Source organism: Bacteroides sp. OM05-12, from assembly GCF_003438995.1.
Taxonomy (GTDB): Bacteria; Bacteroidota; Bacteroidia; order Bacteroidales; family Bacteroidaceae; genus Bacteroides.
On the sequence record NZ_QSUN01000004.1, the window covers coordinates 1 to 22,978 of the forward strand.

General features: G+C 39.4%; 20 protein-coding genes. 1 reads left to right on the plus strand and 19 read right to left on the minus strand.

Annotated features, from left to right (window positions below; genetic code table 11):
• Positions 1 to 427 precede the first annotated feature (427 nt).
• The 9 genes from DXB63_RS04825 to DXB63_RS04865 all read right to left on the minus strand — a co-directional run bounded on the left by DXB63_RS04825 (position 428) and on the right by DXB63_RS04865 (position 11,576).
• Complete coding sequence (locus DXB63_RS04825; RefSeq protein WP_158563639.1) at positions 428 to 1,060, minus strand: hypothetical protein; 633 nt, start codon at positions 1,058 to 1,060, stop codon at positions 428 to 430.
• Positions 1,061 to 1,108: 48 nt separating this feature from the next.
• Positions 1,109 to 2,560 carry an MBOAT family protein gene (locus tag DXB63_RS04830; RefSeq protein ID WP_122125274.1) on the minus strand — a complete coding sequence of 484 codons (1,452 nt, stop codon included), beginning with the start codon at positions 2,558 to 2,560 and terminating at the stop codon, positions 1,109 to 1,111.
• Positions 2,547 to 3,515: an SGNH/GDSL hydrolase family protein gene (locus tag DXB63_RS04835; protein ID WP_122125275.1), complete on the minus strand. Its 969-nt coding sequence runs from the start codon at positions 3,513 to 3,515 to the stop codon at positions 2,547 to 2,549. The genes DXB63_RS04830 and DXB63_RS04835 overlap by 14 nt, the downstream gene beginning before the upstream one ends.
• The gene (locus DXB63_RS04840) at positions 3,484 to 4,842 is read right to left on the minus strand and encodes an SGNH/GDSL hydrolase family protein (protein WP_122125276.1); all 1,359 of its coding nucleotides are present in this window, start codon (positions 4,840 to 4,842) and stop codon (positions 3,484 to 3,486) included. The genes DXB63_RS04835 and DXB63_RS04840 overlap by 32 nt, the downstream gene beginning before the upstream one ends.
• 210 nt (positions 4,843 to 5,052) lie before the next feature.
• Positions 5,053 to 5,346 (minus strand): PG0541 family transporter-associated protein, encoded by a 294-nt coding sequence (locus DXB63_RS04845; protein ID WP_122125277.1) that lies wholly within the window; start codon positions 5,344 to 5,346, stop codon positions 5,053 to 5,055.
• Positions 5,347 to 5,363: 17 nt separating this feature from the next.
• Positions 5,364 to 8,501, minus strand: coding sequence for an efflux RND transporter permease subunit (locus DXB63_RS04850; protein ID WP_122125278.1), 3,138 nt, complete (start codon positions 8,499 to 8,501; stop codon positions 5,364 to 5,366).
• 13 nt (positions 8,502 to 8,514) lie between these two features.
• The gene (locus DXB63_RS04855) at positions 8,515 to 9,543 is read right to left on the minus strand and encodes an efflux RND transporter periplasmic adaptor subunit (RefSeq protein ID WP_122125279.1); all 1,029 of its coding nucleotides are present in this window, start codon (positions 9,541 to 9,543) and stop codon (positions 8,515 to 8,517) included.
• Between the two features lie 21 nt (positions 9,544 to 9,564).
• A complete protein-coding gene (locus DXB63_RS04860; protein ID WP_122125280.1) occupies positions 9,565 to 10,914 on the minus strand; it encodes a TolC family protein in 1,350 nt (449 codons plus the stop codon).
• A 17-nt stretch (positions 10,915 to 10,931) separates the two neighbouring features.
• A complete protein-coding gene (locus DXB63_RS04865) occupies positions 10,932 to 11,576 on the minus strand; it encodes a TetR/AcrR family transcriptional regulator (RefSeq protein WP_122125281.1) in 645 nt (214 codons plus the stop codon).
• A 242-nt stretch (positions 11,577 to 11,818) separates the two neighbouring features.
• Here DXB63_RS04865 and dnaG point away from each other — a divergent pair, with 242 nt between their 5' ends.
• Positions 11,819 to 13,801 (plus strand): DNA primase, encoded by a 1,983-nt coding sequence (gene dnaG / locus DXB63_RS04870; RefSeq protein WP_122125282.1) that lies wholly within the window; start codon positions 11,819 to 11,821, stop codon positions 13,799 to 13,801.
• A gap of 399 nt (positions 13,802 to 14,200) precedes the next feature.
• On the opposite strand, the gene folE is transcribed toward dnaG, so the two are convergent.
• From folE to DXB63_RS04920, 10 genes are all read right to left on the minus strand, one after another.
• Entirely contained in the window at positions 14,201 to 14,788 is a 588-nt protein-coding gene (gene folE, locus DXB63_RS04875) for a GTP cyclohydrolase I FolE (RefSeq protein ID WP_122125283.1), read from the minus strand.
• A 1-nt stretch (position 14,789) separates the two neighbouring features.
• Positions 14,790 to 15,245 (minus strand): SPOR domain-containing protein, encoded by a 456-nt coding sequence (locus DXB63_RS04880; protein ID WP_122125284.1) that lies wholly within the window; start codon positions 15,243 to 15,245, stop codon positions 14,790 to 14,792.
• A gap of 72 nt (positions 15,246 to 15,317) precedes the next feature.
• Positions 15,318 to 16,073, minus strand: coding sequence for a triose-phosphate isomerase (gene tpiA, locus DXB63_RS18195; protein WP_122125285.1), 756 nt, complete (start codon positions 16,071 to 16,073; stop codon positions 15,318 to 15,320).
• Between the two features lie 27 nt (positions 16,074 to 16,100).
• On the minus strand, positions 16,101 to 17,423 hold the full coding sequence (locus DXB63_RS18200; RefSeq protein ID WP_122125286.1) for a BT_3928 family protein: 1,323 nt from the start codon (positions 17,421 to 17,423) through the stop codon (positions 16,101 to 16,103).
• Complete coding sequence (locus DXB63_RS04895) at positions 17,413 to 17,955, minus strand: DUF1599 domain-containing protein (protein ID WP_122125287.1); 543 nt, start codon at positions 17,953 to 17,955, stop codon at positions 17,413 to 17,415. The genes DXB63_RS18200 and DXB63_RS04895 overlap by 11 nt, the downstream gene beginning before the upstream one ends.
• Before the next feature lie 126 nt (positions 17,956 to 18,081).
• Positions 18,082 to 18,948, minus strand: coding sequence for a peptidoglycan DD-metalloendopeptidase family protein (locus DXB63_RS04900; RefSeq protein ID WP_122125288.1), 867 nt, complete (start codon positions 18,946 to 18,948; stop codon positions 18,082 to 18,084).
• An 18-nt stretch (positions 18,949 to 18,966) separates the two neighbouring features.
• Entirely contained in the window at positions 18,967 to 19,428 is a 462-nt protein-coding gene (ndk, locus tag DXB63_RS04905) for a nucleoside-diphosphate kinase (protein WP_122125289.1), read from the minus strand.
• 226 nt (positions 19,429 to 19,654) lie between these two features.
• A complete protein-coding gene (gene recG, locus DXB63_RS04910) occupies positions 19,655 to 21,751 on the minus strand; it encodes an ATP-dependent DNA helicase RecG (protein WP_122125290.1) in 2,097 nt (698 codons plus the stop codon).
• Positions 21,739 to 22,410 (minus strand): 2-C-methyl-D-erythritol 4-phosphate cytidylyltransferase, encoded by a 672-nt coding sequence (locus DXB63_RS04915; RefSeq protein WP_122125291.1) that lies wholly within the window; start codon positions 22,408 to 22,410, stop codon positions 21,739 to 21,741. The genes recG and DXB63_RS04915 overlap by 13 nt, the downstream gene beginning before the upstream one ends.
• An 11-nt stretch (positions 22,411 to 22,421) precedes the next feature.
• Entirely contained in the window at positions 22,422 to 22,970 is a 549-nt protein-coding gene (locus DXB63_RS04920; protein WP_122125292.1) for a DJ-1 family glyoxalase III, read from the minus strand.
• Between the last annotated feature and the right edge of the window lie 8 nt (positions 22,971 to 22,978).

Sequence of the window (22,978 nt, forward strand, 5' to 3'; positions counted from 1 at the left end):
CTTTATTATTAACACACAAATAATACCGCCTATTTTTTAAAGAAGTTTCGTAACTTTATTGTAATATGCTGAGCCAAAATGTGTTGTGGAACATAAAAACGCCGTCTCTCCGAGAAAGCGGCGGGGAAACGGCACATTAATATATATTGTGCGCGGGAATACCATTTATAAATGGAAAGGAAAAGGCGGGAACTTGCGTTTAACCAGGGCAAGACTTGCGTTCGGCCATGCGTAAACGGCAGGTTCACCGGGCGCAAACGATACAAACACCGGGACTGAACGATACAAACTGCAGGGAGAATGGAAACAAATACAAGGGAGAATAAACGAAGAAAACTGACTGATTTCAACTCCTATATATATTTATATTTATATAAATATAAATATATATAACGGAGTGGAAAATTAGGAAGATAGAGGACAATAACTATCTCCTCTTAAACACAAGTGGAGTATCATCTTTTGCTCTAAGTTCTTTTTTATCATAATCGACATTCATCAACGTATGGCGATCACCGGAAACAAATACCAAAACATCCTCCGCTGATAAATACCATTTCCCTGATTCTGTTTCTCCATCCTTAGCCATAAGTTTATAAGTATGATCGGAATTAAGAGAAAGAGCTTGGTCAACTGCTTGGTATTCGCCGGTTAAAAGTTTATCACCTGACTTAGCCTGTGGGTTAAAGTCTATAAATTGTGTAATAAACAGCTGGTTGTCATTACCTTCTTCTTCAGCTCCTTTTTGTTTTAATATTCCACGGAATTGACCAAACACAGGTTTACCACCTGATTTTAAATCAGTATATGCTTTTTCTGCATCTAAAAATGCTCCATCTATTACCACTGGAAGATTCACTCCGGTAGATGATTCTTTTAAAACAGCTGCATCCGCCAAGTAACTGAAATTCCCTTCAAAATAATATTCCATTGCAATCGTTATCTGAGTAGCAGGTATAGTGTCATACTGAATTTGGGCAGACTTCTCATTTTTCTTTTGTCCGCAAGAGCTCACCATCAACACAACAATAGGCAATATCACATAAAATAATTTTTTCATAATCATATTTGTTTTAAAACGTAATCAGACAAAACTACATAATATTTTTTAGAACTGAAAATAAATGAACGGCTGTATCTCAGCACTTTTCATCTGAATTACCAGATAAATAAGAGCTATTAGCAGAAATGCTTTGCCAAGTAACGGTAATGCCGTCACGCCACGCCGGCAAGCATCTTGCCAATTATCCGGAGCGAAATGGAGCAAGAAGCCTAATGTCATCAGTGCAAAGACTTTCCAGTACCCTGCAACTAATTGTCCGAATAATTGAGGTGTGAAATCTCCGAATATCTGTCCAAGCATCGTCAATGAATCATCAAAGGTACTGTTACGGAAAAAGATCCAGCAGAAACAAACAAAGTGGAAAGTGATGATGATCCCCAAAAACTTACGGATGCCATGACTTCTCTGAGTTTTCGCTTTTCCGGTAATACTCCGCCAAAATTTATGAACGGCAAGGGCGATACCATGAAAAGCGCCCCATACCACAAAGTTCCAAGATGCTCCATGCCACAATCCGCCGAGTAACATGGTCATAAACAGATTGAAATAAGTACGCAATTTACCTTTCCGGTTTCCTCCCATCGAAATATACAAATAATCTCTCAGCCATGTAGACAAAGAAATATGCCAGCGATGCCAAAAATCGGTAATAGAGTCCGCTTTATAGGGAGAATTAAAGTTGATAGGAAAGCGAAAACCAAGTAACAGAGCAATGCCTATCGCCATATCGCTATAACCGGAAAAATCGCAGTAAATCTGCATGGCATATCCATAAACGCCAAATAAATTCTCAATACCCGAATATAACCCCGGATTATCGAATATACGTTCTACAAAGTTGACACTGATATAATCCGAAATAATAGCTTTTTTAAACAATCCGCTTACAATAAAGAAAACTCCTTCACCAAACATTTCTCTTGAAACAAACAACGGACGGCGTATCTGAGGAATAAAGTCACGTGCCCGTACAATAGGCCCTGCCACCAACTGTGGAAAGAATGAAACATAAAAAGCATAATCCAACGGGTTATGCAAGGCTTTTATCTCACGGCGGTAGACATCTATCGTATAACTCAGACTTTGAAATGTAAAGAAAGAAATTCCTACGGGAAGAAAGATATCATAAATGGTATTAAAGAAGAAATTAGTATATTTAAAATAGACCAGCAACCCAAGATTGATGCAAAGGCTGAGTGTTACAATCAACTTTCTTTTTATCTTTCCTCCGGTATGATCCATCAATAAAGCCAACAGGAAATCGGCTATCGTCACGATACCCAACAAGAAAAAATAGAACCCGCTACTTTTATAATAGAAATAATAAGAAAAAGCTATTACAAACAAGATACGTGCCGTATTCTTCTTTTGCAACAACATATAAATAAAACTAAAACCGAGAAACAACCACAAGAAAAATCCGCTACTGAATATCATCGGCTCTTGAGGATTGTATTCCAATACGTCTTTCAGACGTTCCCAATCAATTTGAAACATAATCGTTATATGCTTTTATCAATGCTTCGTAAAGCAAATTTCCCTGTACGGTATATCCGGCTGCTGTATAATGCACCCGGTCACGTACCATATAATTTCCATTCACCCAGTTCAAACAAGCCCGTTCCCGTCCGCCTACAATATTATACATATCCCAAACGGCATAACCACGTTTCCATGCATATTCTACAATTGTTTTAGCCACTAAAGGAGTACGGGTATTGATACTTCTATTTCTACGATAACGGATATAGGAACCGGGAGGGGTAGTCAGTAAAATTGCAACATTCGGACAAGCCTCGCGCAACATACCAATCAATGCATCCATCTCCTGCTCGTGTACAGAAGGTGTATATCCACGCCCATGACTTTCATTTGTACCGAAAGACAGAATTATCAGATCAGGATGCAGACTTGCTATTTCACTTACCTGCATTGCATTTGTAAAACCGGCACAAGTGGAACCGTTAATACCTATCATCTGGTACACAACACCCGGTTTTCCGGTTTCGCGAGCTATACCACTGGTATGGTACGTTATTGTATCCGGATATACCGCTTCTCCACCAAATTCATTCTCCAAATTACGACGAACGGTTAAAGGTAATACATGACCACGTATATGAGAATCACCGATATGAACAATGCGGACCGGTTCTCTACGTACCCGCAATTTTTCAAAAAAAGGAATAAGCACATGAGCTGTATCCATGATAATGTTCTCACGTGTGTTCTTAAAAGTTTTCGGCATGGAGTTTCCCACCATAACAGGATCTTCCGGACGACGATATTCCGGAGTTTCTTCGGATAAAGAAGAAGGACGCCCCTCTTTCGAAACCACAGGCAAACGATCTTGTCCATAAATCAAGGGCACGACAAAGATATTGCAGCAAATCAATAGAATGAGCAGACGAATTATTTTATTATTTCTGCCTATCATACTGCTCCTTTCCATAAATCAATGTTTCATATAGCAAAACTGCCAAATGCTTTCCGCCACGAAAGTTTATATGCGTATAGTCATAATTCGCCATCGAAGGTTTTGCATGTACCAGTTCGGCCATGCTCCCCTCTCCGCCCATTGCTTCAAACATATTCCAAAATGCAATATTGCTCTCTGCTGCAATGGACTGTTGATAACGAATCAGGTTTTTAACCCCGGGCATCGTACGTAGCTCACCAGTCTCTGTCCTGTAATCACGATCGCCGACACTGAGCAGTAGGATTCCTGCCTGTGGAAATGCATTCTTCAAATGCTCTATCGTCGCCAACATTCCTTTTTCATAATTATCGTAATTCTTTCCACGTTCAGTAGCTACATTCAATCCGTATTGAAGAATAATCAAGTCATAAGGACGTTGTTTATTAAACTGCCTCAACGCCTTTTCCGGTATACCCCGTAGAGAAAGTCCGCTACTTCCTCGTAAGCTAAAGTTATCTACGGCCACTCCATTATAGCCGTCCATCGCCACACCATAAAAAAGTGCGGAATCCGCTTTTTGTACTGTCCAACGTACACGCCCTATATTTCCTTCGGTTTGCGCCATGCACAATGCTCCTTTTCCTTCAAAATGATGCTCAGTCCCATTTCCTCCATTTATGGAAGATGTAACATCAACCTCACCGACCGCAGCAAAATAGAGCGTCGATACTTCACAAGTATCAAGATGAGATGCATATTTTGTCTGACCTTTTAATTCCACATATGCACCGGGGCGAGGAATAAAATAGCCGCTTGAAACTCCCTGTTTGGATTTGTCAAAATAGACGGTGTCCGTCACCAAATGACTCCTCCATCCACCAAACGAATGTCGGACGGTAGGGCGATAACCATTTGTCATTGAAGTAATGGGAAGAAAACCGACTCCGCAACCTCCATATTCGGATTGGAGCATACTCCGCAAATCTCCCGTAAAAATATCCGCTTCGATAAAAGAGTCTCCAAATACGGCAATGTATACCGGATGTTCCAATTCATTCCGCCTATCCAATGCTGCATAAAACGGCCTCATCCCTCTTTCCGTAGAATCCGCATAATCTTCGATACAGGTAAGGCCGGCCTTGCACGTGTCTATAAATTCCGGTTCTACCGGCAGAAGAAGCGGTACAGAGTCCTCTTCCAGTTCCTCTTCATCCGGTTCCTGTAACTTAATATCCGACAATACGTCTACCCGCCTCAATGGTTCTCCATTTATTTCCAATGAAGGCAAAAGATGAAGCGCCAATAACGCCAATACCACAACCAATGTCAGTATAAATGTATAAGATATATAATTTCTCATTTCTCAATACGTATGTAAACGCCGCGCAAACTTACAAAAAATAAGTTGGACGTAAGAAATCCTATCTTAAAAAAACAGGGGCTCCACCATTTTATAGATAAATTCCTTAGAAACTCCTTTCCCATGAATCTCAAACAAAATTAATGAGATAAAAAAATAGCCGGAAAGCCCAACAGGTACTTCCGGCTATTCATTTCAACAGTTATTCTATCAAATATTCTTTTCTACATTCCAGACAAAGGCTCTCAAACCGAGCATCTCGGTTGCCTTATCCATCTTATGAAGAATCTCCAAAAGCGGGTCTACCTGTTCATCATTCACCATTGTTATAATAGCAGAGCACATAGAAGGCCAGGCATGACTGCCATAGTGCGGTTCTCCTGTCTTGCTGCCACGACCCTGTACTTGTTCAAAGTAGGTAAAGCCACGACAATTCTGTCGGTCGAGCACTGCCATAATACGCTCATAAAATGCTTGGTCAAATGTTATAAATACAGCTTTCATGTTCAATCCTTGTTTAATTATTTACTATTTTCCAAATCCTCTATTGCCTGAATCTGACGCATTTTACGACGTTGACGTTTTACACCCGTACCGGCAAACATACAATAAAGTACAGGAACAAGCACTAAAGTAAGCAACGTAGAAACCGTCAGACCACCAATCACGGAAATACCCATCGGCTGCCAGGTTTCAGAACCTTGACCACCACCAATAGCCATCGGCACCATACCGAGGATTGTAGTCAATGTTGTCATCAATACCGGACGAAGACGACTCTTACCTCCCGTCACCACAGAGTGAATGATGGAAGAACCACGCTCGCGGTTCAGGTTAATATAATCGACCAGCACAATACCGTTCTTCACAACAATACCCACCAACATAATCATACCAATCATGGAAATAACATTCATGGTGGTTCCGGTCATAAATAACGCCATAAATACTCCGGAGAAAGAGAACGGCAATGCGAACATGATAATAAACGGATACGTCAATGATTCGAACTGAGCTGCCATCACTATAAATACCAAAAGAATAATCAATACCATCAGCGTCATCAAATCACCGAAAGACTCCTGTTGGTCTTCATAAGAACCAGCCAACTTGATTGTTACTCCCTGCGGAATATCCATTTGAGCAATCTGTTCACGCGTTCCCGCTACTACTTTGTCCATAGACTCTCCGGCGATAACACCCTGAACCGTATTGATACGTTCACGGTCTTTACGCTCGATGGTAGGAGGAGCAAAACGTTCCACTACCGTACCTATATCACGGATACGCACTCCCTTACCCTGATTATTATAGACCAATATATTTTCAATTGCATCTACACTCTGACGATATTCCGGTGCATAAACCACACGGATATCATACTCTTCACCGTCCTCACGGTACTTAGACTGAATAGAGCCATTGATACGGTTACGTACATAAGAAGCAGCGGTAGAAAGATTCAAGCCGTTCAACGCTAATTTCTCACGATCAAAGTCAATCTGGTATTCCGGTTGATAGTCACCACGACTGATCGTAATATCCGCCATACCTTTCACTTTACTTAAACGTTCCTTCAACTCAGTAGCAACACGGTCTGTCTCATCAAAATTATAGCCATAGACTTCTACGTCAAGCGTAGACTGTCCACCCATACTCTGACCACGACTACCTCCCACATTTACCTGATATTTCTTAATCTCAGGAATAGCAGCAAGGTCTTCACGCATCATTTCACAAATCTCTACCACCCCTCTTTCACGATCACCCGGATCACTTAAATTGATGTTAAACGAAATGATATGCGTACCATTATCACTCATGGAAGCAAATATATTATCCGTATCAGCCTGTCCTACTGTAAAGTTTAGAACTTTTATTTCCGGATATTTCTTCGTCCATTCCTGTTGTACTCTCAAAGCAAGATCGCGAGAAATCTCTGTACGTGTACCGATCGGCGTTTCAATCGTTACACCGATACGCCCGTCATCACTCGTCGGGAAAAATTCTGTTCCTACATATTTCACTAATACCATACTGAGTACAAAGAAGCTCAAAGCAGCAAACACTACAGTCTTACGGTGACGAACAGACCAATCCAGTAACTTAGCATAAGCTACATCCAAAGCATCCAAGGCCTTTTGAATCGGTCCGTAAAGAACATCAAACATCTTACTATGCTTCGGATTCAGTTTTAACAACTGTGAACAAAGCATCGGAGTCAGAGACAATGCGGAAGCTGTGGATATAATCATGATAATGGTTACCATCCAACCCAATTCATGGAACATCACACCCATCATACCCGGAACCATCGTTAACGGGAAGAACACAGCCAACAAAGTCAAAGTAGAAGCGATAACAGAAATTGCCACCTCATTTGTGCCATGCACAGCTGCCTGTTTCGGTTCACTACCTCGTTCAATATGGGTCGTAACATTCTCCAAGACCACAATAGCATCATCCACCACCATACCAATCGCAATAGACAGAGATGATAAAGAGATAATATTCAACGTACTTCCCGTGATAGCCAGATAGATAAATGAAGCAATCAAAGACAGCGGGATCGTAATTAAAATAATAACCGTAGATCTCCATCTTCCTAAAAAGACAAACACCACAATTCCCACGAAAATCAATGCATCACGAACTGTATTTGCCAATGACGAAATCGTATTACGGATATTATCGGAAGTATCTACAATTATACCCAGTTTTACATCGGAAGGCAACGCAGCCTGCAAATCCGGCAATGCTTTCATTACTTTATCTGAAATCTGCACGGAGTTCGCCCCGGTCTGTTTCTGGATAACAATCATCGCACCCTGAACTCCATTATTATAAGTAAGCTGTGCACGTTCCTCTACAGAATCGACAACACGTGCCACATCTTTCAAATAAATATTTTTACCGTCATAGCTGCCCACGACAATTTGTTCCATTTGCTTAGCATCCTTGAATTCTCCTTCCACACGCACGGCATAGGTTTCCGTACCCACATCGAAATTACCACCCGGAATATTCTTATTTTCCGCTGCAATAATTGCAGAAACAGTTTCAATACTAAGATTATATGCCTCCATACGTATCGGGTCTACATAGACTTGTACTTCACGTTGGGGGGCACCGGAAATAGAAACCGTACCTACACCACCGATACGCGCTAAAGGATTCGCCACTCCGTCATCCAAGATTTTATACAACGCCGGCAAACTCTGTTCTGCCTGTACAGACAGCAATACAATCGGAATCATATCCGTACTGAACTTGAAAATGATAGGGCTTTCCGCATCGTCCGGTAAACTGGATTTAACCATTTCCAGCTTATCACGCACATCATTGGTAAGCACATCAATATCCTCGCCAAATTCAAACTCCATTGTTATAACGGAGATATTCTCTCTTGACTTAGAAGTAATATGTTTCAGGTTACTAACCGTATTCAAAACATTTTCCATCGGACGCGACACGTTGTTCTCCACATCGGCGGCACTCGCACCCGGATACGCTGTCATGACCATTAAAGTATTGGTCTCAATATCCGGATATAAGTCTATAGGCAACTTTTGTAAAGAGAAAAGTCCGAATATCACCACCGCCAAAAAGACCAGCGATGTCATAATAGGTCGTTTGACCGATCCTTCGTATAAACTCATACTCTACTATTTTTTATTTTTCAACTTCAACTTCTATACCATCTGCCAATCGGGATTGTCCTGCAATAACCACCTGTGAACCATTGTCCACACCCGATTTCAACTCATATTCACCTGCCATACGACGACCCAATTCAACCTTATTATAAGAGACTTTACCATCCTTATACACATACACAAAGCGTTCGCCTGATCCGATTTGTTTCACAATAGCACGATCCGGCACAACCACGCGGTCAAGCACTCCGAAACTCAAGGTCACACGGGCAAACATACCCGGACGCACACGTTGGTCACTATTATTCAAGACCACTTCCACAGGGAAAGTACGTGTAGATGAATCAATAGTAGGATAAATTAAGTTCACTTTACCTTGAAACTCCTCATCACCGTATACATCTAATTTTATAGCAGCAGGCATTCCTTTTTTCATATAAGCAAAATACCCCTCGGATACATTGATTATTAGCTTAACCGGAGTAATCTGTTCTACTGTCAGAACCGGGCTTCCACCGCTATACATATCTCCGTTATCATAATTACGGGCTGTTACAATACCATCAATCGGACTTACCAAATAAGTGTTCTCTTTAAGGTTTTTATAAGCTGTCTTCGCAACGTCCAAACTGGTCTTCTTTGCATCCCACTCAGATTTAGACACTCCTCCTACTTTGTAAAGTTCATCCACACGATTAAATTCTACCTGAAGATTGTCCAACTGTGTTTTGGATTGTTTCAAATTCGCCATATCCATCTGTACCAGCTTCTGCCCTTTCTTCACATGATCACCGACCTCTACAAATATCTCTTCAATACGTACAGGCATTGACGGCGCTATATTATTTTTCACATCAGCTTCAACAGTAGCTGTAAAGTTCTCTATCTGATCTACAGGCTCTGTTTTTACTAAAGCTAATTTTACTTTCACTTTATTCTCTTCCTGTGTAGTTTGCCCGTCTGCTTTCTGTTCTCCTCCTCCGCAAGAAATTAATGAAAGAGCTGCAGCCCAAATTACTAACTGAATTTTTCCAAATCGTTTCATATAATGTTCTATTTAATTTACTTAGTTATTCATACTGTCATCTTCGTGTCCCAAAACCTTATCCAAGTCTGCTTTAGCTATCAGATAGTCATAAATAGACTGGTTATAAATCAATTGTGCCTGTGTAAGCGCAACTTCCGAGCTATTCAATTCAAGAATAGTTCCATTTCCCACCTCATAACGTTTCTCGGCAATCATACGTCCTTTTTCTGCCTGAAACACAGCTTCTTTATTACTTACCACCTGCTCCGTACTTGCAGACATATTATCCATATAGCTTTGAACTTGCATATTCAACTGACGCTGTACATTTACACGATTATCAACCAACTGACTCAACTGAATCTTCGTTTGCTTCGTCTTCGTAAAATTACTAGCTTTAAACAATGGTATACTCAGGCTCAAACCAAATGTAGAATATGGGAACCACTTGTAGTGAGCTATTTTAAAATCATTATTCAATGACGTATACATATAATTAAAAGAAGCGGCAAGAGTAGGCAGGAAGTTAGTACGCTGCACTTTCAGACTCCGTTGCAACATCTTCTCATTTAAATCCAACTGCTTCAAATCGCTATTATTGTTCAGATTTATCGGATCGGAATTAAGTTGACGTTTAAACATTTCCATTTCATAATCCTGCAACTTTCCATTAATCGCTATTTGCAAATCAGGTTCAACCCCCAACAATACTTTCAATTGAAGTTTCGCCAAGTTCACTCCATTTGCAGCAGATACGACAGAAGGTTTCAGGCTACGCATCTGCACTTCCGCACTAATTTTATCATATTCGCTAACAAGTCCTTGCTCAAATTTAGCTTTTACGATATTATAATTCTCCTCACTCTGCGCATAGCTTTTCTTCAAAACTTCATAACTATCCTGAGACAAGAGTAATTGATAGAATGCCTTTGTCACCTGATTGACCATATCTAATTTAGAAGCGCGAGATTTTTCCAACGCTAAATCAACATCAGTTTTTGTCAACTTAATACTCTGATAGAGAGCCGGAGCATAGATAGGAAGACTGACTGTCAAGCCACCACTATAGGAATTATCACTACCCATTTGGATAGTCTGAGGCTCACCACCTAAATCCATCACCACCGTCTGCTTTTTAATAGCCCTTGAATAACTTCCAGCCAAAGCCACTTCCGGAAATAATCCGGCAAAAGCTTCTTTACGAGCTTCTTTCTTCAATTTTATTTCCTTATCCGCTACTCTGATCGTAGGATTCTCACTTAGAGCAATCTCCAAAGCCTGATTTAAATCTAACCTCAATGTGTCTTGTGCTTTTACTAATGGTATAACCATTAACAAGGACAAAGCCAGCAAAAGTTTTTTACTAACCATAAACTTAATTGTGTTCATATATTTATTATTCTGATTTATTTTTGGGAGCGATATTCTTTAATAAAGTTTTCCAGAATTTCCTGTCCTCTTTCCGTGGAAATTCCACGCATATAGACGAACATAATGGACTCGTACACTTCTACAAAAGAATAAGCACTGCAAAGATTAGTATTCATCAAGATATTTACTTGTTCACGAACTAACAAATTTATAATTTCGAAATTTACATCACTACGGAATATACCTTGTTCAATTCCTTTATTAAAAAAGGCGACCGTATTCTCCGAGTTTTCTTCATGGTTATGCTTAACCATAGCTTTCACTTTCGGATATTTACTCATATCCTCAAAAAAGCGTTTATTTTTCTTATGGTATATCTCAAGGCTTTTCTTATAAAACTTCAGCAAAACTTCTAACACATTCTCGGATTCATTCAATACCTGTTGCAAAGCTTTTTCCGTTTCCTTTTGCTGACGTGATACACATTCCATCAATAAAGATTCTTTATCTTGGAATATTTCATAAAGCGTACGTTTCGATATAGAAAGAGTATTCGCTATATCATCCATCGTAATTGTCTTAATACCATATTTAGCAAAAGCATCAATGGCTGTTGCTACTATGCGCTCTCTAAGTTCTACTCTGGAGGCAGATAAATCGTTAATATTCTCATGTATCATCACAAATATTTAGCTGATTTTTTTAACTTTTCATGTTAACGGGACAAATATAGATAGAAAACTCCAAAGGCAAACATAGTTTTTTATGTTTTAATCTCTAATTGATAATTATTAATTTTTACCATGCTATATTGAAATATTAGTTAAACAGCCCGGCCGGTTCATTTTAGTATCCACCCCGACTTACATATATGAATAGATTTTTGTAATTTCGCATCCACAAAAGGAGAAAAAACAAGATAATGATAGACCAAGCGACTATAGACCGAATAATTGATGCAGCACAAATTGTGGATGTAGTATCAGAGTTCGTAACCTTACGCAGGGCAGGAGTCAATTATAAAGGCCTGTGTCCTTTCCATAATGAGAAAACTCCGTCATTCGTAGTATCTCCTTCAAAAGGCTTATGTAAATGCTTCAGCTGCGGAAAAGGTGGAAATGTGGTACATTTCATTATGGAGCATGAACAACTTTCTTATTATGAAGCATTAAAATTCCTTGCCAAGAAATATAATATAGAGGTAAAAGAACGGGAATTGACTGATGAAGAGAAACAAGTTCAAAGCTTGCGGGAAAGTTTATTCATTGTCAACGGATTTGCGGCGGAATACTTTCAAAGTATCCTTTATAACCATATCGACGGGAAATCCATCGGTATGGGTTATTTCAGACAAAGAGGTTTCCGGGATGACATTATTAAAAAATTCCAATTAGGATACAGCACCGATCAACGAGATGCCCTGGCACAAGAGGCAATGAAAAAAGGGTATCAACAGGATTATCTCACCAAAACCGGACTTTGCTATACAACGGACGACGGACGAATACGCGACCGTTTCTGGGGAAGGGTGATTTTTCCGGTCCACACTCTTTCGGGAAAAGTTGTCGCATTCGGAGGACGTGTATTAAAGACAGATGCCAAAACAGCTAAATATGTCAACTCTCCCGAGTCGGAAATCTATCATAAAAGCAGCGAACTTTACGGCATTTATTTTGCGAAACAGGCTATTGTAAAACAAGATCGTTGTTTCCTGGTAGAAGGTTACACAGATGTTATCTCCATGCACCAATCGGGCATTGAAAATGTTGTTGCATCCTCCGGAACATCCCTTACCTCGGGACAAATACGATTAATTCATCGTTTTACAAATAACATAACCGTACTTTACGATGGCGACCGAGCCGGAATCAAAGCCTCTATCAGAGGTATTGATATGCTATTGGAAGAAGGAATGAATATCAAAGTAGTTCTTTTACCGGACGGCGACGACCCTGATTCATTTGCACGTAAGCACAATGCTACGGAGTTTCAGGCATATATTGAAAGTCATCAAGTCGATTTTATCCGTTTCAAAACGAACCTGTTACTTGAAGAAGCAGGCAAAGACCCGATTAAGCGCGCCGAACTGATTTCCGACATAGTCCGAAGCATTTCAGTTATACCCGAAGCCATCGTACGTACCGTATATACCAAAGAATGCAGTCAGCTTCTGCAAGTAGACGAGAAGTTACTCATAGCAGAAGTTGCCAAACTGAAAGGGCAACAAGCTGAAAAAGCTGCAACACCAATAAAAGCGGGAACAGAAGGAAATCCCTCCCCAAACGGTGAGGAAACAACTCCTACTGATACATACAGCACTTATATCCCGCAAGAAGGGAAAGAACATACAGAATTCTATCCCAAAGAACAGCTTATTATGCAAATTCTGATACGTTACGGTGAGAAAGTAATGTGCCACATCTCTAATGAAGAAGGTGAAAACATTCCAATAACCGTCATTGAATATATTATCAATGATCTAAAACAAGATGAATTATCTTTTCATAACGCATTACACCGTACTATTCTATCAGAGGCCGGAACACATATCCACGACAAAAGCTTTGTGTCCGAACGCTATTTCCTTGCACATCCTTCACAGGAAATAAGCAAACTGGCTGCCGAATTAGCAAGTGACCGTTATCAATTAAGTAAATATCACTCCAAAGCACAACACGTCATAGCGGATGAAGAACGTCTTTACGAACTTGTACCACATTTAATGATTGATTTTAAAAGTGCTATCATCAAAGAAGAACTAAAACACATACTCCGTGCATTACAAAATCCCGATAATATTAAGGATGAGACAAAATACATGGAAATAATGAAGCGTTACAGAGATTTATGTCTGATACAGAGTGAGATGGCAAAACATCAAGGTGACCGGGTGGTTATCCCCTAATCTCAAATTCATAAAGAACACCCGATTTTCTCATTTTCTTCATACAGACGAACATTATCAATACCATAAGGGAATAATAATTTTCCTCCTAAGGAATAAGCAAATTCAAGCGTATCGGTGCACCGAAAGATGTAGTGCGTTAGGCAAGAAGACGTAGTGCATCAAACACAAAGATGTAGCGCATTTATATAGACCATGCAAAAAGCGCGACAAATTTTCAGCGTTCATAAGGGAGATTAATGTCACAAGTTTTCTTTTTTGAGGCTTTTTAAAAGATAAAGTACTGATAATGAGCTCCGCGACAAAAATAAACGAGGGGTATATAAATTCTATAAAATATAGGTAGAAAAACGCTGATTTCTCTACCTTAAATATCATAAGTAAGTATCAGAAACAAAATCAGGAATTACGAATCAGGTTCATAAATTCCTCACGCGTTTTAGCCTGATTAAATGCTCCGGTAAAATCAGAAGTAGTAGTAACAGAGTTCTGCTTCTCCACCCCACGCATCTGCATGCACATATGACGTGCTTCTACCACCACCATTACACCCAAAGGATTCAATGTATCTTGAATGCATTGCTTAATCTGAAGTGTCATGCGCTCCTGTACTTGCAAGCGATGAGAAAATATATCTACTACACGGGCTATCTTACTCAACCCCGTAATATAACCGTTAGGAATATAAGCAACATGCGCTTTACCATAAAAAGGAAGCATGTGATGTTCACAAAGAGAGAAGAAATCTATATCTTTTACAATCACCATCTGACTGTACTCCTCTTGAAATTTAGCAGAACGAAGCACTTCATGAGGATCCATTGTATATCCTTTTGTTAAATTAAGCATAGCTTTTGCTACCCGTTCCGGTGTTTTCAACAACCCTTCACGCTCCGTGTCTTCCCCGAGTAAAGAAAGTACCTCTTTATAATGAACCTTCAATTGTTCAATTCTCTCTTGTGGCAATGCCCCTTGTAGTTCTTGCATGTTATAGTGAAATATTAATGACCTCTTTAACAATAGACACCTCTTTAAAAACTCCGGTTGCTTTCAGTTTACGCATGGTTGCATCTGCTTCCTCTATACTTTTAAAATCTCCTACCCGGCATAACCATCGGGGAGATGAAAAATGAGTATAAACCGGAAGTTCGGGAAAATACTCCTTAACCTGAGACGCTTTTGCCGCAGCTTCTTCCCTTGCTATACGAGAATTGTTTCCCGCATAAACCTGAACGCGATAACCTGTTGTTTTAAGAACCTTTTTTTCACCCGATCCATTATTTGAATCCGGTTTTCCAATCAAAGCTCCTATACGCGAATCCTGATGGATAGTTACTTTCCCTTCACCCGCCTTACGCGTTTCAAGGTCTTTTAATATATCCTGAGACTGTGAATAAAAAGGCATCATCAGAAAACAGACAAAAAAGAATAAAAAGGTTCTCATACATGTATCCGTTAAGAAATAAATTAAAAACAAAAATGTACAGGCGAAACAAGTCCGCCTGACAATATTTTATTAATTAAAAGCGTCGATGATGCCTTTGAAATCAGCTACTTTCAGCGCAGCTCCACCAATCAAACCACCGTCAACATCCGGATTAGCGAACAATTCTTTAGCATTGGAAGGCTTACAGCTACCACCATAAAGGATAGAAGTATTTTCTGCAACTTCTTTGCCATACTTATCAGCTACCAAAGAACGGATGTAAGCATGAATCTCCTGTGCTTGTTCAGGAGTAGCAGTTTTACCCGTACCAATAGCCCAAACCGGTTCATAAGCCAAAATAATTTTAGAGAAGTCCTCAGCAGACAAAGAGAAAACAGAAGCCAACTGAGCAGCTACAACTTCGTTTTGTCTGTTTGCTTCACGTTCTTCCAAAACTTCACCGATACAGAAGATAGGAGCCAAACCGTTAGCCAAAGCCAATTTTACTTTCTCAGCAAGTATCTCTACTGTTTCGTGATAGTAAGCACGACGTTCAGAGTGTCCTAATATAACATATTTTGCACCGGTAGAAGCTACCATAGCAGCAGAAACTTCACCTGTATAAGCTCCGGATTCTTTATCTGCACAGTTTTCTGCTCCAACACCGATTTTAGCCGGATTAACAAGCGGAGTAACGGATGCAAGATGGATAAACGGAGTACAGATGATCACATCACAATTTTGTTTTTCTGCAGCCAATGCTTCATTCAATTCTTTAGCCAAAGCAATACCCTCCTGAAGGGTTTTGTTCATTTTCCAGTTTCCTGCAACAATGTTTTTTCTCATTTTGTTCTAATTATTTTAAAGGGTTAATTAAACAGTCTCTTTATTCTCGTTTTCTTTTTTCTTCTTTTTCTCTCTTCTTCTATCCAGACGCTTTACAATAACTATATCCAGACCGATAAACAACAATAATGGAATAGCAAACCATAAAACAACATTTATAATTGTATGTGTCATACTATCCGGCACTAATTGGCCAACCTCTATTTTATCCAGTTTGTCTGTCAGAACATATTCATCAGGCAAATTATTATCACTCCATTTACGATAAACCGTACCGTCTTTCAAGAGCAATAACCCCGGATTGGAACGTATAATTGTTTTCAACGTTATATCATCCGTCAAACAAAAAGGATATTCCGCCCCGGTTTTATCTTTCCATTGCTCTATATCTTCCTCTAAAGAAGAAGTCAAGCAATAGAAACCATAACCGTTTTCCACACTATAATCATAAATTTCATTTATCAAGTCAATATTACTGTCATCCGCTTCGCTCATGCGATGAGCAATCAACAGAAAAGTATATCCTTTATCTTCCAATACCTGTTCCGTAATATCTTCTCCGTCAGCTATATTCATAATAGAAAAATCATGAATAGCAGGCTCATAACCTTTTTCCTTCACAATCGTACGCGAGTCAACAAACGTCCATGTACTGTCAGGATAGTCAGCCAGTGTAAACTCTTTCCTCACACCGTCTTTCTCCAATATAAACACGCTTTCATAAACACTTTGCTTCGCACCTTCCGGTATGGACATGGCTTGAGGAATATTTGTCCCTATCTTATAAGGACGGAAATCAAAAATCGGCAAGTAATACAAACAATAGGCAGAAACGCCAACAATAAATACTAACGTATAAACGGCCACAAGCCACTGTGACTTCTCACTCACGAAACGTACAATGCGATTGCCCCATTTAAAAACAGAGATAGCAGCAATAAGTAAAAAAACATTCTTCCAAAATGTTTCCCAATTAGTCAGTATCCATGCATCACCGAAACAACCACAATCTGAAACCGGATTCTTCAATGCCAAATAAAGAGTAAGCGGAGTCATAACAAGCATCACCAAAAGAATAAGCACGGTACTCAGCTTACGCCGTATACCAAAAAGCAAATAGACGCCCAAAGTAAACTCCAGCATTGCAAGAAGAATAGATGCCAAAATAGGAACAAAATCCGGAATGAAAGATGTCCACCCAAATGCTTCAAGATAATCTTGGATTTTATATTGCGTACCCAGCGGGTCTACTCCTTTTACGAAGCCCGAAAATATAAAAACAATAGCCAGGACAAAACGACAAAAGTTCGTCCAGACTCCTTGTATCATATGTAAACGATTATTCTCCAAATTCCAATTTGATTAATCCAAAGACCGAATAATTAATCATATCCATATAATTCGCATCAATACCTTCCGATACGACCGTCTGCCCCTCATGGCTCTCAATCTGCTTCGTCCGGTATATTTTCATCAGAATCAAATCCGTATAAGAACTGATCCTCATACTGCGCCATGCCTCATCATAGTCGTGATTCTTGGCAATCATCAGTTCCAAAGCCTCTTTCGCATACTTATCATAAAGAGCTAATGCCTCATCTTCTGTCATATCTGCAGATTCGGAGTGTCCCAATTCCAATTGAATCAATCCGATGATACCATAATTTACAATAGCAATAAACTCGGAACGAATCCCTTCATTGACCATCGTGACGCCTTTAGTTTCAATACTCCGTATTCTGTTAGCCTTGATAAATATTTGATCTGTCAATGATGTAGGACGCATTATTCGCCATGCCGCACCATAATCATGCAATTTCTTGGCAAACAAATCACGACAGATAGCTATTACATGTTCAAATTGTTGTTTAGTATCTTTCATATCTTTATGAATAGGCAGCAAAGGTAGTAATAATTAAGTAAATAAAAAACGTAAGAACATCTAAAAAAAATGACCTGACGTTTTTAAACATCAGGCCATTCTTATTCCAAACACTATATTATCAATTTATGAACATCTCAATACTTGCCCCGGTCTCAAGATTGTTGTCTTCGTGATACGGTTTAACTTACAGAGTGTATTGACCGATACTCCGTTACGAACAGCAATCTTAGAAAGAGAATCACCTTTGCGTACTTTATAATACTTAATCGCACCATTAGATGCAAGAGAAGTATGTGATGAAGAATGACTTCTATTCTTGACAAACAAATAAGAGTCAGCCGTCACGTCTTGACGAGCAAAATCAAACATCAACGCCGGATTTATCGCTACACCGAGAAAACGTATTTCAAAATGAAGATGAGAACCGGTTGAGCGCCCCGTATTACCACCCAAGCCTATAGGTTCTCCGGCTTTCACCGTTTGGTTTATATTAACTAATTGCTTAGACAAATGTCCGTACACAGTTTCTATTCCATTCTCATGACGAATTACAACATAATTACCGTATCCTCTACGTTCAAACTTCACGATTCGCACTTTTCCATCAAATGCTGCAACAATCGTATCGCCAATATTTACTTTCACGTCCAATCCGTTATGCATACGTCTCCAGCGCGGTCCGAAAGGTGAAGTAATTCTTGTGCTGGGAGTAGGCATACAAAAACCTGTCAAATCAATACGGAAAGAATCAGGAATAGAAACAGAATTGCCATATGCATGAACATATTCATTGTTCCAATTAGGATACAGACTATATGCCGGATACTTAGATTGTTCGGCTTTTATCTGTTTTTGTAATGCAAGAGAGTCTACTGCTTTCAATTTTCTGTCGATAGGAGCCTGTCTAGCGATCAAATCCTGCGAAAAAGAATTCAGGCTGACCATTGCTACGATAGCTACTGCGACTGTTTTGATACAATTAAAATTCATTCGTTTAAAAATACTTTTTTAATATTCATCATTCGCATAAAGGTAATCAAATACCGCTTGCTTATAATCAAATATCTCTTCAGGTTTAAAAAATCGTTTTAATTCAGCCTCCGCTGTTTCAGGAGAATCCGATGCATGAATTATATTTTCTTGAAAACTCATGCTATAATCTCCTCGAATTGTACCGGGTGCCGCAAGACGTCCGTTTGTTGGCCCGGCCAATGTACGAACTGTCTGAATAGCATCTACACCCTCAAAACAACATACGATAACAGGAGCAGCCATCATGGAATCTTTCACACGCTGAAAGAATGGTTTCGTACTAAGATGTACATAATGCTCGCTTAATACCGCATCTGTCAATTGCATCATTTTCATACCTGCCAACCTTAATCCTTTCCGCTCGAAACGATGAGTTATCTCTCCGACTAATCCCCTTTGAAGAGTACAAGGCTTTAAAATTACCAAGGTCTTTTCCATATTACTTCTGATAACAATTTAATACAAACGTTGACGCTTTATCGAAAAAATTCTTTCAAAGATAACATTTTCTACTGAAAAGACAGCTATAACATTAACTATTTTTTTAATTACCCATGAAATATCATTGAAGGAATCTTTCTCTAACTCGCTATAAACAGGGTATGTAGAACAATAATATGTTATGCAACATATTATATAAACTCGCCATATATTTAACTGGTTTTCAACTTATGGAAGCCCAGTTCACATTCGTTTTTCTAAGTTTCTTTAACTGATTCCACAAAATTTGATTTTCCGAACTTGTACTTTCAGGATCATTATCTACGATATTTTGAGCTATCTCACGAACATACTGCAATAGCTGTCCGTCACGAGCAATGTCTGCTATCTTTAAATCAAACGCAATACCGCTTTGTTGGGTACCTTCTAAATCTCCCGGTCCACGCAACTTCAAATCAGCTTCGGCAATCTCAAATCCATCATTCGTTCGAACCATTATTTCAAGTCGCTTACGAGTATCCTCTGTCAACTTATAATTCGTTACCAATATGCAATAAGATTGCTCTGCTCCACGCCCAACCCTGCCACGCAACTGATGAAGTTGTGACAAGCCAAAACGTTCCGCATTCTCTATCACCATTACAGAAGCATTAGGAACATTCACCCCTACTTCAATAACCGTAGTAGCTACCATTATTTGTGCTTCACCACTAACAAAACGCTGCATTTCTTCATCCTTTTCAGTTGCTTTCATTTTGCCGTGTACCTTACATATCTTATAATCAGGAAAGACTTCACAAATATGTATATAACCCTCTTCCAGGTTTTTAATATCCATCTTCTCACTCTCTTTAATTAATGGATATACAACATAAACCTGGTGTCCTTCTTCTATCTGTTTCTTAATAAAAGCATAAAGGCTTTCCCGACGATTATCAAATTGATGTCTTGTTTCAATAGGCTTACGTCCCGGAGGTAATTCATCAATTACCGAAACATCAAGATCACCATATAATGTCATCGCCAATGTTCTGGGAATCGGAGTAGCGGTCATAACCAAAACGTGTGGAGGAGTAACATTTTTATTCCAAAGTTTTGCACGTTGAGCAACACCAAAACGATGCTGCTCATCTATCACAACAAGACCTAAAGAGGAAAAATTCACCGTATCCTCAATCACGGCATGAGTGCCTATCAGCACATGAATATCTCCAGTAAGCAGACCGGACAATATTTCCTGCCGTTTTTTCCCCTTTACCGAACCGGTTAATAACCCTACGCGAACATCCATTCCAAAAAGTAGTTGACGAACAGTTTCATAGTGTTGGTTTGCAAGAATTTCCGTAGGCGCCATCATGCAAGCCTGAAAGCCATTATCTATCGCCATGAGCATGCTCATCAAAGCAACCAACGTCTTACCGCTACCTACATCTCCCTGCAACAAACGATTCATCTGCCTACCACTACCCACATCTTTACGAATCTCCTTGATCACCCGTTTTTGTGCTCCTGTTAATTCAAAAGGGAGATTATCATGATAAAAGGTATTAAATACATTCCCTACTTTACTAAAGATAAAGCCTCTATACTTTCGTTGTCTGTCTTTACTATAACGCAATATATTTAATTGCACATAAAAAAGTTCTTCAAACTTCAGACGCAACTGTGCCTTACGTAACAATTCCGGATTTTTCGGAAAATGAATATTGCGTAAGGCATCAGTTAAAGGCATCAGATGGTGTTCTTCCAGAATCTTTTTGCTTAATGTCTCCTCCAATGGAGAAGTTATCCGGGAAAGAAGAGTCTCCGTTAATTTCTCAATCGCATGTGAATTGAGAAAACTACGCTTCATTTTCTCTGTTGTATTGTAATATGGTTGAAGTCCCATAGTAGACAAGGTAAGTTCCGAAGCATTGTCAATATCCGGATGTGCAATATTGATACGACCATTAAAAACCGTAGGTTTCCCAAAGATAATGTATTCCTGATGTACTTTATATTTATTTATCAAAAACTTAATGCCTTGAAACCATACCAAATCCACAACTCCCGTTCCATCAGAGAAATGTCCTACAAGCCTGCGTTGCCGTCCTTCACCAAAAGTTTCGAAGCTAAGAATCTCTCCTTTCAGCTGAATATAAGGCATATTGCCATCTATCTCATGAATATAGTAAAGACGGCTGCGATCTACATATTTATAAGGAAAATAATAAAGTAAATCATGCAAAGAATAAATACCTAATTCTTTATTAAGAATTGCCGCCCGCTGAGGTCCGACTCCGGGAAGATAGGTAATATCTTGCGTGCTTAAATCAAACATTCCACCAAAACATTAGCTACTATCAAATCAAAAGGAGTTGTCAACTTTATATTTTCACGATTCCCCTCCACCAAAGAAACAGAAGCACCCATTGTTTCAACGACAGAAGCATCGTCCGTAAACTCAGGAGTATATTCTTGCTTATATGCTTCTTTCAATAAAGATATCGAGAAGACTTGAGGGGTCTGTACCAACTTATAGGCATCTCTATCTACTGTTTCACTACCTGTTCCCAATAAATGCCGAACTGTTTCAACCATTCCAACAACAGGTATTACAGCCTTTTTCTTCTTTGCTTCCGAGAAACATCGTCCGATTACCTCTTGTGAGACAAAAGGGCGCACACCATCATGCACCCCTACCAAACCTTCGCCTTCCACCAAAGCTAAACCATTCTTTACCGAATGAAAACGACTATTCCCACCATTAACGATTCGATGTGGTATTGAAAAAGCATATTCCTTACATAAAGACTTCCAATAGTCCTGTTGTTCAACCGGAAGCACTAATATCATATCTATAGAAGAATCATATTTATAAAAAGTCTCTATCGTACGCATCAGCACAGGTTTTCCTCCGATGGGCAGAAACTGTTTCGGAATATCCGCCCCCATACGTAACCCTTTACCTCCTGCTACAATCAGAATATACTTTTTCATTCATACAGTTTTTATTCGATAATCATTCCGGCTTTTAATTCACGCACTTTATCCTTCCCACAGAAATGTTCCAAAATAGTAAATGCAAAGCACATAGCAGCACCGGGACCCTTACCTGTAATAAAGTGACCATCCTGCTCCACTAATTTTGCAGTATATTCCGCTCCATCCAAATATTTTTCAAACCCCGGATAACAAGTTGCTTTTCGTCCTTTTAGCAGACCGAGTTTCCCATAAACCATTGGAGCGGCACAAATAGCAGCCAAAGGTTTCTTTTCTGCATCAAAGGTTAGAATCAACTTTCGCAAGCCTTCATGCTCACTTAAATTCAAAGCACCCGGCATTCCTCCGGGAAGCACTAGCATAGCTGCATCTGAGAAAGACTCATTTTCAAATAAAGTATCGCAAATCACAGAAACACCATGCGCACCCGTGACCTGTTTTTCACCATTGACAGACACTGTTTTTACATTCAACTCACCACGTCTGAGGACGTCTACCGGAGTTAGAGCTTCTACTTCTTCAAAGCCTTCCGCAAAAAATACATAAATTGTTTCCATAACTGTTC

Coding starts and splice junctions, on each gene's coding strand:
- DXB63_RS04825 (WP_158563639.1), bottom strand. CDS start 1,060: ATGAAAAAATTATTTTATGTGATATTGCCTATTGTTGTGTTGATGGTG.
- DXB63_RS04830 (WP_122125274.1), bottom strand. CDS start 2,560: ATGTTTCAAATTGATTGGGAACGTCTGAAAGACGTATTGGAATACAAT.
- DXB63_RS04835 (WP_122125275.1), bottom strand. CDS start 3,515: ATGGAAAGGAGCAGTATGATAGGCAGAAATAATAAAATAATTCGTCTG.
- DXB63_RS04840 (WP_122125276.1), bottom strand. CDS start 4,842: ATGAGAAATTATATATCTTATACATTTATACTGACATTGGTTGTGGTA.
- DXB63_RS04845 (WP_122125277.1), bottom strand. CDS start 5,346: ATGAAAGCTGTATTTATAACATTTGACCAAGCATTTTATGAGCGTATT.
- DXB63_RS04850 (WP_122125278.1), bottom strand. CDS start 8,501: ATGAGTTTATACGAAGGATCGGTCAAACGACCTATTATGACATCGCTG.
- DXB63_RS04855 (WP_122125279.1), bottom strand. CDS start 9,543: ATGAAACGATTTGGAAAAATTCAGTTAGTAATTTGGGCTGCAGCTCTT.
- DXB63_RS04860 (WP_122125280.1), bottom strand. CDS start 10,914: ATGAACACAATTAAGTTTATGGTTAGTAAAAAACTTTTGCTGGCTTTG.
- DXB63_RS04865 (WP_122125281.1), bottom strand. CDS start 11,576: ATGATACATGAGAATATTAACGATTTATCTGCCTCCAGAGTAGAACTT.
- dnaG (WP_122125282.1), top strand. CDS start 11,819: ATGATAGACCAAGCGACTATAGACCGAATAATTGATGCAGCACAAATT.
- folE (WP_122125283.1), bottom strand. CDS start 14,788: ATGCAAGAACTACAAGGGGCATTGCCACAAGAGAGAATTGAACAATTG.
- DXB63_RS04880 (WP_122125284.1), bottom strand. CDS start 15,245: ATGAGAACCTTTTTATTCTTTTTTGTCTGTTTTCTGATGATGCCTTTT.
- tpiA (WP_122125285.1), bottom strand. CDS start 16,073: ATGAGAAAAAACATTGTTGCAGGAAACTGGAAAATGAACAAAACCCTT.
- DXB63_RS04895 (WP_122125287.1), bottom strand. CDS start 17,955: ATGAAAGATACTAAACAACAATTTGAACATGTAATAGCTATCTGTCGT.
- DXB63_RS04900 (WP_122125288.1), bottom strand. CDS start 18,948: ATGAATTTTAATTGTATCAAAACAGTCGCAGTAGCTATCGTAGCAATG.
- ndk (WP_122125289.1), bottom strand. CDS start 19,428: ATGGAAAAGACCTTGGTAATTTTAAAGCCTTGTACTCTTCAAAGGGGA.
- recG (WP_122125290.1), bottom strand. CDS start 21,751: ATGTTTGATTTAAGCACGCAAGATATTACCTATCTTCCCGGAGTCGGA.
- DXB63_RS04915 (WP_122125291.1), bottom strand. CDS start 22,410: ATGAAAAAGTATATTCTGATTGTAGCAGGAGGTAAAGGGTTACGTATG.
- DXB63_RS04920 (WP_122125292.1), bottom strand. CDS start 22,970: ATGGAAACAATTTATGTATTTTTTGCGGAAGGCTTTGAAGAAGTAGAA.